Here is a 12,806-nt window from a genome sequence, read left to right on the forward strand (position 1 = left end):
TGAGGCTGCCGCAGGCGGACGCGCAGTGGCATTATAGGATGTACTTGTTTGAGACAAGCCGGGGGTTCCCGGCTGGGGCGCTTCCAACATGATGCTAACGGCACTCGGTCTGATGAGCGGTACCTCGCTCGACGGGGTCGATGTGGCATTGATCGAGACCGACGGCCGCCAGATCAAGGCCTTCGGACCCACGGGCTATCGGCCCTATACCGACGGCGAGCGTAGCCTGCTGCGCCAGGCGCTGACGGAGGCCGTTCATCTATCGCAGCGCGACGCCCGGCCGGGGATCTTGCGGCAGGCCGAGCAAGCCGTCACGTCGGCTCATGCCCAGGCGGTCGCCAGCTTCTCGGCGCAGCACCGGATTTCTCCCCAGGAGATCGACATCGTCGGGTTCCATGGCCAGACCGTGCTGCATCGCCCCGAGCGCAGGCTGACGGTGCAGATCGGCGACGCGCTGGCGCTTGCCCGGGCGATCCACATCCCGGTGATGCATGATTTCCGAGCCGCCGACGTCGACGCCGGCGGGCAGGGCGCGCCGCTCGTGCCGGTGTACCACCGCGCGCTGGCGCAATCGCTGCACCGCGAGGGGCCGATCGTCGTGGTCAATATCGGCGGCGTCTCCAACATCACCTATATCGACGGCGCCGATACGCTGATCGCCTGCGACACCGGGCCCGGCAACGCGCTGCTCGACGACTTCATGTTCCGCCAGATGCATCAGCCGTTCGACACTGCCGGCAAGTTCGCGGCGCTGGGCAAGCCTGACGAGGCCTGGATCGCACAAGCCTTGAGGCTGCCGTTCTTCGCGTTGCCGCCGCCGAAATCGCTCGACCGCAACGATTTCGCCAGCCTCAAGCTCGCCGCCGCGGCGCCGGCCGATGGGGCCGCGACGCTGACCGCTTTCACCGCGGCCGCGATCGCGCGCATCGTGCCGCTGCTGCCGAAGGCGCCGAAGAGCTGGATCGTCTGCGGCGGCGGCGCCTCCAATCTGACGATGATGCGGATGCTGCGCGATCGCCTGGCGCCGGCAACCGTCGAGCCCGCCGAGGCGCTCGGCTGGGCCGCGGATGCGATCGAGGCGCAGGCCTTCGGCTTCCTTGCCGCGCGCGGCATGAAGGGGCTGCCGCTGAGCTACCCCACAACGACGGGGGTGCCGATCCCGATGACCGGGGGCATCATCGCGCGACCGTGATTTAGATGCAAATGCATCTACCTTGACAGTTCCATGCCCTTGCATTTAGTTAGATGCAGTTGCATTGAATGCGAGGTTCGTCATGGCCGCCCTGAAGCTGATCAGCCACAAGCTCTGCCCCTATGTGCAACGCGCTGTCATCGCGCTGCATGAGAAGGGCGTGCCGTTCGAGCGGATCGACATCGATCTCGCCAACAAGCCGGACTGGTTCTTGAAGATCTCGCCGCTCGGCAAGGTGCCGGTGCTGGTCGTGACCGGTGACGACGGCAGGGAGGTTGCGCTGTTCGAGAGCAACGTGATCTGCGAGTACATCGAGGAGACGCAGGCCGGCGCCAAGCTGCATCCGCAGGATCCGCTCACCCGCGCCGAGCATCGCGCCTGGATGGAATTTGGTTCGGCCATTCTCGGCGATCTCTGGGGGCTCGAGACCGCCACCGATGCTGCGGCGTTCGAGAGCAAGCGGCAGGCGGTCGCCGCAAAATTCGCGCGTGTCGAGGCGGCGCTCGGCGCCGGTCCGTTCTTCGCGGGGGAGAAGTTCAGCCTGGTGGATGCGGTGTTCGCGCCGATCTTCCGCTATTTCGATTTGTTCGACCAGCTGACCGATCTTGCAGTGTTCACGCACACGCCGAAACTTCGCGCCTGGCGCAGCGCGCTGGCCCAGCGGCCGAGCGTACGCAGCGCGGTTTCGCCAGATTATCCGGCGCTGCTGCACGCATTCCTGGTCGGCCATCGCGCGCACATGCTGAAGCTTGCCGCCTGAGCCATGTCGCACTCGCTTGCCTGGATCGCGCTCGTGGTCGCCGGTCTTCTCGACGTCGGCTGGGCGATCTCGATGAAATACGCCGAAGGCTACACGCGGCTCGGCTGGACCCTGGTGTCGCTGGTGCTGCTCGCCGCGTTCGTGTTCCTGCTCGGGCGCGCCCTGCAGGTGCTCGGCGTCGGCGTCGCCTACACGGTATGGACCGGCATCGGCGCGGCGGGCACGCTCGCGATGGGCGTGCTGTTGTTCAACGAGGCGCTGAACCCGATGAAGGTCGCGGGGATCGCGCTGGTGCTGATCGGGATTGCGGCGCTGAAGTTCGCGCCGGAGTAAGCGGGCTCCTTAGCGCGGATGGAGCGAAGCGCCATCCGCACTACACGAGCGTTATCGTCAGCGCACGTTGGCGAGGCGCATGTCGAGATAGCCGGTCACCGTCTCCATCAGCGGCTCGAGCTTGCCGTCGAAGAAATGGTTGGCGCCGGGGATGACCTGCTGGTCGATCACGATGCCCTTCTGCGTCTTCAGCTTTTCGACCAGCGTGTTGACGTCCTTGGGCGGCACCACGGCATCCTTGTCGCCGTGCACGATCAGACCGGATGACGGGCAGGGCGCGAGGAACGAGAAGTCGTAGAGATTGGCGGGCGGCGCGATCGAGATGAATCCCTCGACCTCCGGCCGGCGCATCAGAAGCTGCATGCCGATCCATGCGCCGAACGAGAAACCCGCAACCCAGCAGGCACGCGCCTCCGGATTGATCGCCTGCGCCCAGTCGAGCGCGCTCGCGGCGTCAGACAATTCGCCGGTGCCGTGATCGAACGAGCCCTGGCTGCGGCCGACGCCACGGAAGTTGAAGCGCAGCACCGAAAAGCCGCGATGCGCGAACGCGTAGTAGCACTGATAGACGATCTGATGGTTCATCGTGCCGTGGAACTGCGGATGCGGATGCAGGATCATCGCAATCGGCGCGTTCTTCTGCTTGGCCGGATGGTAGCGACCCTCGAGACGGCCAGCAGGGCCGGTGAAAATAACTTCAGGCATTGTGTTCCTTTGATTGACGCGTTCCCTTGATTGACGTCGATCAATCAACCGGTTGGAGCCATCTTCAGCGACGGGGCGCGAACAGGGCGGCTCATGATGAATTCGGCGCAGGCACCGCCGGGCGGCACGCTGGAGGGCCTTCTAGCATGACGCAAGGGGCAAAAATCAAGGAAATTGTGCCGCTTGGCCGGCGCGAATCCGTTCTGTGACGCGTGTGCCGGCGGCGATCGCGATCGACACGCCGAATTGTGCGCTGGCTACCTGAAGTTTTGGTTTGTCACATTGCTATCGCGCGCAGGGCGCCGCGATGTCTTGCCTGGCAACACGGCGAGGCTCGCGCGAGAGCGAAAAATCTCCAGCGCAGGTCACTCTGATCTGGTCTCGATGCCCGACTGTCGTTATGTCGCAGTGGAGGCCGCAACCACGGTGATTGCGGCGGACGACTTCCATGGCCGATCGCGTCTATCTCGACTGGAATGCCACGACACCGCTTCGCCAGGAGGCGAAGGCGGCGATGGCGGCCGCGTGGGAATTGAGCGGCAACCCGTCCTCGGTGCACAGCGAGGGACGCCGCGCGCGCCGGCTTGTCGAGGATGCTCGTGGGGTGGTGGCCAAGGCGGTCGGCGGCCGCTCGCAGGACGTCGTGTTTCTCTCCGGCGGGACCGAGGCCAATGCGCTGGCATTGACGCCGGGATTGCGCCGCGGAGCGGGCGCACCGGTGCGGCGCCTCCTGGCGTCCGCGATCGAGCACGCATCCGTGCTCGCGGGCGGACGGTTTGCGGCTGATGCGATTGCGGCGATCAATGTCACGCGCGTGGGTGTGATCGATCTCGATCACCTGCGCGTGCTGCTGGCGGATGGTCCGCCCGCCCTGGTTTCGGTGATGCTGGCGAACAACGAGACCGGTGCCATTCAGCCGGTGGCTGACGTCGCCGAGATTGTGCACGCGGCCGGCGGCCTGCTGCATGTCGATGCGATCCAGGCGTTCGGCAAGATCCCGTTCGATCTCGCCTCGACCCGGGCCGACCTCCTGACGCTGTCGGCGCACAAGATCGGCGGACCGAAGGGCGCAGGTGCGCTGGTGCTTGCCGAAGGCGTCGAGGGGCTGGAGGCTGCGTTGCGCGGCGGCGGGCAGGAGCTCGGGCGGCGGGCCGGCACCGAGAATGTCGCAGGGATTGCAGGCTTCGGTGCAGCCGCGAAGGCCGCGATGGCGGCGCTGAAGGCCGATGCCGCCCGCGTCAGGGGCCTGCGCGACCGGCTTGAGCACGGTTTGCGGCAGACGCCGGACGTGCTGGTGTTCTCTGATGACGTCAAGCGGTTGCCGAATACCGTTCTCTTCACCGCGCCGGGAATGAAGGCCGAAACGGCGGTGATCGGGTTCGACCTCGGGGGAATCGCGGTCTCCTCCGGTTCCGCCTGCTCGTCGGGCAAGGTCCAGCCGTCTCACGTCTTAGAGGCAATGGGATACCGTTCAGAAGTGTCCCAGGGAGCGGTGCGGCTCAGTCTTGGCTGGTCTACCACGGAGACAGACGTGGATTTGACCCTCAAGGCTTGGCGAAAGCTCGCCGATACCTTAGTTAAGGGGGAACGACGAAACACAGCTTGAACTGTTCTAAGCGGATTTCGTCTTCAAAGCATCGTAAGAGATTTTCTGAACTTGAGATCCACCGCGGTCCTTGAAACCGCGAGCGGAGGATTGAATGCCTGCTGTACAAGAGACGGTCGAGCGCGTCCGGCGCATCGACGTCGACCAGTATCGATATGGGTTTGAGACGCAGATCGAGTCCGACAAGGCCCCGAAGGGCCTGTCGGAAGACACCGTCCGCTTCATCTCCGCAAAGAAGAATGAGCCGGCCTGGATGCTGGAGTGGCGCCTGGAGGCGTATCGCCGCTGGCTGACCATGACCGAGCCGACCTGGGCGCGCGTCGACTATCCGAAGATCGACTATCAGGACATCTACTACTACGCGGCGCCGAAGCCGAAGAAGACGCTGTCCTCGATCGACGAGATCGATCCTGAGATCCTCAAGACCTATGAGAAGCTCGGCATTCCCCTGCGTGAGGTCGCGATCCTTGAGGGCGTCGAGCCGCCGCCGGGTGGACCGCAGACACCGAACCGCAAGATCGCGGTCGATGCCGTGTTCGATTCGGTATCGGTTGCGACCACCTTCCAGAAGGAGCTGAAGGCCGCCGGCGTGATCTTCATGCCGATCTCGGAGGCGATCCGCGAGCATCCTGAACTGGTGCAGAAATATCTCGGCACCGTGGTGCCGACCTCGGACAACTACTTCGCGACGCTGAATTCGGCGGTGTTCTCCGACGGCTCGTTCGTCTACGTGCCGCCGGGCGTGCGCTGCCCGATGGAGCTGTCGACCTATTTCCGCATCAACGAGCGCAACACCGGCCAGTTCGAGCGCACGCTGATCATCGCCGACAAGGGCTCCTACGTTTCCTATCTCGAAGGCTGCACCGCGCCGCAGCGCGACGAGAACCAGCTGCACGCCGCGGTGGTCGAGCTCGTCACGCTCGATGACGCCGAGATCAAGTATTCGACGGTGCAGAACTGGTATCCCGGCAATTCCGAGGGTAAGGGCGGCATCTACAATTTCGTCACCAAGCGCGGCGATTGCCGCGGCCGGAATTCGAAGATCTCCTGGACCCAGGTCGAGACCGGTTCGGCGATCACCTGGAAATATCCGAGCTGCATCCTGCGCGGCGACAATTCGAGCGGCGAGTTCTACTCGATCGCGATCTCGAACGGCTTCCAGCAGGTCGATAGCGGCACCAAGATGATCCACCTCGGCAAGAACACGTCGAGCCGGATCATCTCCAAGGGCATCGCCGCCGGCAAGTCGCAGAACACCTATCGCGGCCTGGTTAGCGCCCATCGCAAGGCGACCGGCGCGCGCAACTACACCGCCTGCGACTCGCTCCTGATCGGCGACAAATGCGGCGCGCACACCGTACCTTATGTCGAGGCCAAGAATTCCTCGGCGACGTTCGAGCATGAAGCGACGACGTCGAAGATTTCCGAGGACGTGCTGTTCTACTGCATCCAGCGCGGTCTCTCGCAGGAAGAAGCCGTCGGCCTCGTCGTCAACGGCTTCGTGAAGGACGTGCTGCAGCAACTGCCGATGGAGTTCGCGGTGGAAGCGCAGAAGCTGATCTCGATCAGCCTTGAAGGTTCGGTTGGCTAATCCATCCGCTGAAGGGCGCGTCCGATGCGCGCCTTGCGGATGATGCTCAGGAAAAATCAGATGTCTCTGCTTGAAGTGAAAGATCTCAAGGTTCGGGTCGAGGAGCGCGAGATCCTCCACGGGCTGTCGCTCACGGTGAACCCCGGCCAGGTGCACGCGATCATGGGGCCGAACGGCTCCGGCAAATCGACGCTCTCCCACGTCATCGCCGGCAAGCCCGGCTATGAAGTCACCGGCGGCCAGATCCTGTTCAAGGGTGAAGACCTGCTGGAGATGGCGCCCAACGAGCGCGCCGCCAAGGGCGTGTTCCTGGCGTTCCAGTATCCGGTCGAGATCCCCGGCGTGACCACCTGGAACTTCCTGCATGCGGCGCTCAACGCCCAGCGCAAGGCGCGCGGCGAGGACGAGATTTCGTCGCCGGCCTTCCTCAAGAAGGTCCGCGAGGTCGCCAAGTCGCTGAACATTCCGCAGGACATGCTGAAGCGCGGCGTCAATGTCGGCTTCTCCGGCGGCGAAAAGAAGCGCAACGAGATCCTGCAGATGGCGCTGTTCGAGCCGGCCGTCTGTATCCTCGACGAAATGGATTCCGGCCTCGACATCGACGCGCTGCGGATTGCGGCCGACGGCGTCAACGCGTTGCGCTCGCCGGAGCGCGCGATGGTCGTGATCACTCACTACCAGCGGCTGCTCAACTACATCGTGCCCGATGTCGTGCACGTGATGTCGAAGGGCCGGGTGGTGAAGAGCGGCGGCAAGGAACTGGCGCTGGAGCTGGAAGAGTCCGGTTACGCGCAGTTCGAAGACGCTGCCTGATAAGAACGGGTTCTCAGATGAACGTTGTCGCAAAGACCGAGACCGGGCGCGCGCTGGGCGATGCATTCACCGCCGTGCGCGACCGTCTTCCGGGCAAGGGCAAGATCGTCGATCAGCGCCAGCAGGCGTTCGAGGCGTATGAACGGTCAGGCCTGCCGCATCGCCGGATCGAGGACTGGAAATACACCGACCTGCGCGCGCTGATGCGCGAGGTGTTGCCGCTGGCGCCTGCGCCGGATGCCGCTGCATTGGATCGCGCCACGGCCGCGATCGAGCTGCGGGCGATCGATGGCGTGCGCCGCCTGGTGCTGGTCGACGGTGCGTTCGCGGCTGACCTGTCCGATCTCGGCAGCCTAGAGAAGGGCCTCAGCGTCCGCCCGCTGCGCGAGGTGCTCGATGCCGGCGATGCTGCTCTCTCTGCACAGGCCATTGCGTCCGACATCGCCAATCCGATGATCGCGCTGAACGGCGCGATGGCGACCGATGGCGTCGTCGTCGACATCGCCGACGGCACGGTGCTGACCCGGCCGCTGCACATCGTCCATGTCGCATCGGGCACGGCGCCGGTCGCGATGTTCACGCGCTCGCTGCTCCGGCTCGGCCGCGATGCCGGCGTGACGCTGGTCGAGAGCTATCTCGCCGGCGAGGGCGCCAAGGCCTACCAGACCCATGACGGGCTGATCGTTTCGATCGGCGACAATGCGCGGCTCGATCACGTGCGTCTGGTCGAAGACAGCGTCGATGCCTTCAACATTTCCTCGGCGACGGTGTCGCTCGGTGCGCACGCCCATTTCAACACGTTCGGCCTGACCTCGGGCGGTCATGTCAGCCGCTATCAGCTGACGGTGACCTGCGCCGGCGAGGGCTCGAAGGTCGAGACCAACGGAGTCAACCTGATCAACGGCAAGCAGCACGCCGACACCACGTTGTTCATGGATCACGCGGTGCCGCATTGCGCGAGCCGCGAGATCTTCCGTGCGGTGGTCGACGACCGCGCCCATAGCGTGTTCCAGGGCCGCATCATCGTCCGTCCGGACGCCCAGAAGACCGACGCCAAGATGATGACCCGCGCGCTGCTGCTGTCCGACGACGCGGAAGCCGACAACAAGCCGGAGCTCGAGATCTTCGCCGACGACGTCACCTGCGGCCACGGTGCGACCACCGGCGCGCTCGACGAGAGCCTGCTGTTCTACATGCGCGCCCGCGGACTGCCGGAGAAGGAAGCGCAGGCGCTGCTGATCCAGGCGTTTGTCGGCGAGGCGATCGAGACCATCGTTAGCGACGCGTTGCGCGAGGTGGCGATTGCCACCGCGCAGCGCTGGCTGGAAGCGAGGGCGTGAGCATGCACAAGGCGGTCGCCAACGGTTCTTACGACGTCGCTTTGGTGCGGCACGATTTTCCGGCGCTCGCCATGCAGGTCTATGGCAAGCCGCTGGTCTATCTCGACAACGCAGCCTCGGCGCAGAAGCCGAATGCGGTGCTCGATCGCATGACCGAAGCCTACAAGAGCGAATACGCCAACGTGCATCGCGGCCTGCATTACCTCGCCAATGCCGCGACGGAGGCCTATGAAGGCGCGCGCGGCAAGGTCGCGCAGTTCATCAATGCCCGACGCAACGAAGAGATCGTCTTCACCCGCAACGTCACCGAGGCGATCAACCTCGTGGCGTCGTCCTGGGGCGGGGTGAACATCAAGGAGGGCGACGAGATCGTCCTGTCGATCATGGAGCACCACTCCAACATCGTGCCGTGGCATTTCCTCAGGGAGCGCCATGGTGCCGTGATCAAGTGGGCGCCGGTCGACGACGAAGGCAACTTCCTGATCGAGGAGTTCGAGAAGCTCCTCACCGCCCGCACCAAGATCGTCGCGATCACCCAGATGTCGAATGCGCTCGGCACGCTGGTTCCGGTCAAGGACGTAATCCGGCTGGCGCATGCCCGCGGCATTCCGGTGCTGGTCGACGGTGCGCAGGGTGCGGTGCATCTGCCGATCGACGTCCAGGACCTCGACTGCGACTTCTACGCCTTCACCGGCCACAAGGTGTACGGGCCGACCGGCATCGGCGCGCTCTATGCCAAGCACGAGCATCTGGTGGCGATGCGGCCGTTCAACGGCGGCGGCGAGATGATCCGTGAAGTTGCCAAGGACTGGGTCACCTATGGCGATCCGCCGCACAAGTTCGAGGCCGGCACGCCGCCGATCGTCGAGGCGATCGGGCTGGGGGCTGCGATCGACTACGTCAATTCGATCGGCAAGGAGCGCATCGCCGCACACGAGCATGACCTGCTCACGTATGCGCAGGATCGCCTGCGCGAGATCAATTCGCTGCGCATGATCGGAACCGCCCGCAACAAGGGCCCGGTGATCTCCTTCGAGATGAAGGGGGCGCACCCCCACGACGTCGCGACCGTGATCGACCGCCAGGGCATCGCAGTGCGCGCCGGCACGCATTGCGTGATGCCGCTTTTAGAGCGGTTCAACGTGACGGCCACCTGCCGCGCATCCTTCGGGATGTATAATACAAGGGAAGAAGTCGACCAGCTGGCGCAGGCGCTGATCAAGGCGCGGGAATTGTTCGCATGACCGATACAGCCGAAGTCAAGACGGCCTCCATGGAAACCACCTCGGCACTGCCCGCGGAGGAGACCGAGCGCATGAGCGGCGAGATCGTCGCGGCGCTGAAGACGGTGTTCGACCCGGAAATCCCGGCCGATATCTATGAGCTCGGCCTGATCTACAAGGTCGATCTCAAGGATGATCGCTCGGTCGACATCCTGATGACGCTGACCACGCCGAACTGCCCGGCTGCCGGCGAGCTGCCGCAGATGGTGGAGAACGCGGTTGCCAGCGTTCCCGGCGTCGGCGTCGTGAGCGTCAATCTGGTGTGGGATCCGGCCTGGACGCCGGACCGGATGTCGGACGAGGCGCGCCTCGTCCTCAATATGTGGTGATGCGTTAGGGGATCGAGCTTAACCTCGGAATATCAGGCAATTGATTTGCCGCTGGGACTGACCACATGAGTGACATGACGCAAGTTTCACCGACCCCAGCCAAGCCGAAGCGGCCGCGCCCGCAGGTCATGAAGCTGACCGATGCCGCGGCGGAACGGATCACCGAGCTGACCAAGCGCGCCGACTCGGAGATCGTCGGCCTACGCGTCGGCATCAAGAACGGCGGTTGCGCCGGACAATCCTACACCGTCGAATACGCCCACGAGATCCGTCCGACCGACGAAGTCGTCGAGGACAAGGGCGTGAAGATCCTGGTCGATCCAAAGGCCGTGCTGTTCCTGCTCGGCACCGAGATGGACTACGTGGCCGACAGGATGCAGGCCCAGTTCGTGTTCAACAACCCGAACCAGGTCTCCGCCTGCGGTTGCGGCGAATCGGTGCAGCTCAAGCCGGCGACGGTTTAGAAGTTCAGGGGAACGCCGGACTCCGCGGCGCAATCACCAATTCCATCCGGCGTCATTGCGAGGAGCGATAGCGACGAAGCAATCCATAGGTCCGCATATGCGGTTGGGTGGATTGCTTCGCGGAGCCTGTCATCGGGCGCGCGTTTGCGCGACCCGTTGGCTCGCAATGACGTGGATAGGGGCGCGCTCGTTACCGTGAGCGCTCAAGGCGGGGCGATGGCCACATGGACCGTGAATTTCTCACCGACCTGTTCGCCGATTTCGGCCCGGTCAAGCTGCGCCGGATGTTCTCCGGCTACGGCATCTCGGCCGACGGCACTAACTTTGCGCTCGCCTTGCGGGCGGGGCTCTACTTCCGCGCCGACGAGGCGACCGTTCCGCAGTTCGAGGCGGAAGGCTGCAAGCCGTTCCAGTACACGACGCGGGACAGAACCGTCACGGTGAACTCCTACTGGCAGCTGCCGGCGCGGCTGTTCGACGATGTCGAGGAGCTTGCGGTCTGGGCGCGCCTGGCGCTCGGCGCCGCCCAGCGCGCCGCGCTGCGCAAGCGGCCGAGGAAACGGGCCGCTGCGGGAAAGTCGAAGACGCCGGCGAAGAAGGCTGCTGCGAAGAAGAGCGCGGGCAAGAAGGCCGCGGCGAGGAAAGCGGCTGCGAAGCCGTCCAAGGCTCAGAAGGGACGGGTAAAGCGGAAGGGCTCATCCTGAGCAGCGCGCATTGCGCGCGTCTCAACGGATGGTAGGAGGTCACGCCACGCGGGTCTGGGTCTCGGCGCTGTATTCCGGATCGGCCTCGCAGATCACGCGGTTGCGGCCGGCGCGCTTGGCGGCATAGAGGCAAGCGTCGGCGCGTTCGATCAGGGAGTCCGTGTCGTCAGCCGGCTTCAGCATGGAGACGCCGACCGAGATCGTGACCCGGCCGAGGATCTCGCCGGTCGACTTCTTCTTCAGCTCCTTGGCCATCACGGCACGGCGGATGTGGTCGGCGACCGTCAGCGCCTGGCGCAGCGCGGTGTTGGGCAGCACGACAGCGAATTCTTCGCCGCCGTAGCGGGCGGTGATGTCCTGGCCCTTGATGGTCTGCTTCAGCGATTGCGCCACCAGCCGCAGCACCTGGTCGCCGGTGAGATGGCCGTAGGAATCGTTGAACGACTTGAAGTGATCGATGTCGAACATCAGGAGCGACAGCGGCTCGCTGCTGGCGAGCGCAGTTTGCACCGCCATGTCGATCGAGCGGTCGAAATATTTCCGGTTGCCGAGGCCGGTGAGCGGATCGGTCAGGCTCTCGGCGCGGATCGCCTCGAGGCTGTGTTGCAGGTCGCTGATTTCCGACTTCGACAGCGCGAGCCGGTTCTCCAGTGCCTGATTGGTCTCGCGCATCTCGCGCGTCGATTTGGTCAGGCTGTCGACGATGACCTTGATGTGATCGCGGGTGGTCGCGGTGGCCAGCTTGCTGGTGGCGCCGACAAGGCTTGCATCGTATGTGGCCGACACACCGAGCGCGTCGGTGATCAGCTTCATGACGGCATCGATCTCGCCGATGACGCGCGCGCCGACCTTGTCGATGCGGTCCGAGGTCTTGATGTGCGAGAGATAGGTTTCGTAGATCTGCTCGAGATCGGATTCGCTGAGCTTGCCGCTGCGCGCCAGCGTCTCGTTGATGACCTTGTTGAGCGGTGCGTTGTATCCGGTCGCGTAGACGTACCAGATTTCATAGTTGCGGGGGACTGCGGTCTGGCGAAGTGAGCGGATCTGACCAAGCGCGACTTCGGCAAAAGCCAACGTACGTTCGTGTTCGTCCAGCAGCTTGACCACTGTTACGTCCTCAATGCCCGCAATGCCGGTCATGCCCGGCAGCAATAACTAAATTATTGGCGCGAAGGTACGGGACGAGAGTGAAAGCAAGGTAAACAGTGGAACTACGGGGATTTGGCCGCGACTATCGTCATACGAGCCCGATTCCGTCGCGGATCGAGCGCGGCGTTCAGACGCCTTCGCTGGCTAGCCATTGCGATGCGGAAACTGCGTGCATTTGCTTCAAACGCGGCGGATCGGCGCGACTGTCGGTCATCGGCGACAACACCGATTTCCCGGACGACCGCCGCTGGCGCGGCGGCATCAGAGCAAGCCTTACGCGCGTGCGCGCACAGGTCGCAGCAAGAAGGCGGGCAGGTGCGAGTGATCGGCGGGCTCGTGGTCCACTTCGCGCTGCGTCCGCCGCGGCTCGGCACGCCCGATCGACGGCACGTGCGACGGGGTGGCCTGCGGTGACGTGTTGCGGCCCTGGCGCGGCTCGCGCTCCGGCTTGGCTGCACGCTCCCGGCGGGGCTCCTGGTCGTGACGGGGCTCGCGCTCAGCGTGACCCGCCTCGCGTTCACCGTGACGCGGTTCGCG

13 protein-coding genes and 1 pseudogene are annotated in these 12,806 nt (G+C 64.5%); 11 read left to right on the forward strand and 3 right to left on the reverse strand.

Annotation, left to right across the window (positions count from 1 at the left end; translation table 11 throughout):
- The first annotated feature begins 88 nt into the window (after positions 1-88).
- The 3 genes from H8A92_RS36555 (at position 89) to H8A92_RS36565 (ending at position 2,285) form a co-directional block, all read left to right on the forward strand.
- Positions 89-1,192, forward strand: coding sequence for an anhydro-N-acetylmuramic acid kinase (locus tag H8A92_RS36555; RefSeq protein WP_229200138.1), 1,104 nt, complete (start codon positions 89-91; stop codon positions 1,190-1,192).
- A gap of 82 nt (positions 1,193-1,274) precedes the next feature.
- Positions 1,275-1,952, forward strand: coding sequence for a glutathione S-transferase family protein (locus H8A92_RS36560; RefSeq protein ID WP_229200139.1), 678 nt, complete (start codon positions 1,275-1,277; stop codon positions 1,950-1,952).
- Between the two features lie 3 nt (positions 1,953-1,955).
- A complete protein-coding gene (locus H8A92_RS36565) occupies positions 1,956-2,285 on the forward strand; it encodes a DMT family transporter (RefSeq protein ID WP_212014125.1) in 330 nt (109 codons plus the stop codon).
- A 57-nt stretch (positions 2,286-2,342) separates the two neighbouring features.
- Here H8A92_RS36565 and H8A92_RS36570 read toward each other — a convergent pair whose 3' ends face one another.
- Positions 2,343-2,990, reverse strand: a complete 648-nt coding sequence (locus H8A92_RS36570) for an alpha/beta hydrolase (protein WP_016843213.1) — start codon at positions 2,988-2,990, stop codon at positions 2,343-2,345.
- 448 nt (positions 2,991-3,438) lie between these two features.
- Between H8A92_RS36570 and H8A92_RS36575 the strand changes: the two genes are divergently transcribed.
- The 8 genes from H8A92_RS36575 to H8A92_RS36610 all read left to right on the forward strand — a co-directional run bounded on the left by H8A92_RS36575 (position 3,439) and on the right by H8A92_RS36610 (position 11,120).
- Positions 3,439-4,596 carry a cysteine desulfurase family protein gene (locus tag H8A92_RS36575; protein ID WP_229200140.1) on the forward strand — a complete coding sequence of 386 codons (1,158 nt, stop codon included), beginning with the start codon at positions 3,439-3,441 and terminating at the stop codon, positions 4,594-4,596.
- A gap of 94 nt (positions 4,597-4,690) precedes the next feature.
- Positions 4,691-6,187, forward strand: coding sequence for a Fe-S cluster assembly protein SufB (gene sufB, locus H8A92_RS36580; protein ID WP_212014123.1), 1,497 nt, complete (start codon positions 4,691-4,693; stop codon positions 6,185-6,187).
- Positions 6,188-6,247: 60 nt separating this feature from the next.
- Positions 6,248-7,000: a Fe-S cluster assembly ATPase SufC gene (sufC, locus tag H8A92_RS36585; protein ID WP_229200141.1), complete on the forward strand. Its 753-nt coding sequence runs from the start codon at positions 6,248-6,250 to the stop codon at positions 6,998-7,000.
- 17 nt (positions 7,001-7,017) lie between these two features.
- Positions 7,018-8,340: a Fe-S cluster assembly protein SufD gene (gene sufD, locus H8A92_RS36590; protein ID WP_229200142.1), complete on the forward strand. Its 1,323-nt coding sequence runs from the start codon at positions 7,018-7,020 to the stop codon at positions 8,338-8,340.
- Positions 8,337-9,584 carry a cysteine desulfurase gene (locus H8A92_RS36595; RefSeq protein ID WP_229200143.1) on the forward strand — a complete coding sequence of 416 codons (1,248 nt, stop codon included), beginning with the start codon at positions 8,337-8,339 and terminating at the stop codon, positions 9,582-9,584. Before sufD ends, H8A92_RS36595 begins: the two co-directional genes overlap by 4 nt.
- Complete coding sequence (locus tag H8A92_RS36600; RefSeq protein ID WP_229184093.1) at positions 9,581-9,952, forward strand: SUF system Fe-S cluster assembly protein; 372 nt, start codon at positions 9,581-9,583, stop codon at positions 9,950-9,952. The genes H8A92_RS36595 and H8A92_RS36600 overlap by 4 nt, the downstream gene beginning before the upstream one ends.
- 74 nt (positions 9,953-10,026) lie before the next feature.
- Positions 10,027-10,416, forward strand: coding sequence for a HesB/IscA family protein (locus tag H8A92_RS36605; RefSeq protein WP_229200144.1), 390 nt, complete (start codon positions 10,027-10,029; stop codon positions 10,414-10,416).
- Positions 10,417-10,640: 224 nt separating this feature from the next.
- A complete protein-coding gene (locus H8A92_RS36610) occupies positions 10,641-11,120 on the forward strand; it encodes a TfoX/Sxy family protein (RefSeq protein WP_229200145.1) in 480 nt (159 codons plus the stop codon).
- 39 nt (positions 11,121-11,159) lie between these two features.
- Here H8A92_RS36610 and H8A92_RS36615 read toward each other — a convergent pair whose 3' ends face one another.
- Together H8A92_RS36615 and H8A92_RS36620 are read right to left on the reverse strand one after the other, a co-directional pair.
- Entirely contained in the window at positions 11,160-12,227 is a 1,068-nt protein-coding gene (locus H8A92_RS36615) for a GGDEF domain-containing protein (protein ID WP_229200146.1), read from the reverse strand.
- Between the two features lie 315 nt (positions 12,228-12,542).
- Positions 12,543-12,806: pseudogene (locus H8A92_RS36620) on the reverse strand (DEAD/DEAH box helicase); the annotation flags it as partial.

The sequence above is a fragment of the Bradyrhizobium acaciae genome (genome assembly GCF_020889785.1).
Classification (GTDB): Bacteria; Pseudomonadota; Alphaproteobacteria; order Rhizobiales; family Xanthobacteraceae; genus Bradyrhizobium; species Bradyrhizobium acaciae.

Bases quoted from the DNA above. Each gene is read 5' to 3' on its own strand.
- H8A92_RS36555 (WP_229200138.1), top strand. From the start codon at position 89: ATGATGCTAACGGCACTCGGTCTGATGAGCGGTACCTCGCTCGACGGG.
- H8A92_RS36560 (WP_229200139.1), top strand. From the start codon at position 1,275: ATGGCCGCCCTGAAGCTGATCAGCCACAAGCTCTGCCCCTATGTGCAA.
- H8A92_RS36565 (WP_212014125.1), top strand. From the start codon at position 1,956: ATGTCGCACTCGCTTGCCTGGATCGCGCTCGTGGTCGCCGGTCTTCTC.
- H8A92_RS36570 (WP_016843213.1), bottom strand. From the start codon at position 2,990: ATGCCTGAAGTTATTTTCACCGGCCCTGCTGGCCGTCTCGAGGGTCGC.
- H8A92_RS36575 (WP_229200140.1), top strand. From the start codon at position 3,439: ATGGCCGATCGCGTCTATCTCGACTGGAATGCCACGACACCGCTTCGC.
- sufB (WP_212014123.1), top strand. From the start codon at position 4,691: ATGCCTGCTGTACAAGAGACGGTCGAGCGCGTCCGGCGCATCGACGTC.
- sufC (WP_229200141.1), top strand. From the start codon at position 6,248: ATGTCTCTGCTTGAAGTGAAAGATCTCAAGGTTCGGGTCGAGGAGCGC.
- sufD (WP_229200142.1), top strand. From the start codon at position 7,018: ATGAACGTTGTCGCAAAGACCGAGACCGGGCGCGCGCTGGGCGATGCA.
- H8A92_RS36600 (WP_229184093.1), top strand. From the start codon at position 9,581: ATGACCGATACAGCCGAAGTCAAGACGGCCTCCATGGAAACCACCTCG.
- H8A92_RS36605 (WP_229200144.1), top strand. From the start codon at position 10,027: ATGACGCAAGTTTCACCGACCCCAGCCAAGCCGAAGCGGCCGCGCCCG.
- H8A92_RS36610 (WP_229200145.1), top strand. From the start codon at position 10,641: ATGGACCGTGAATTTCTCACCGACCTGTTCGCCGATTTCGGCCCGGTC.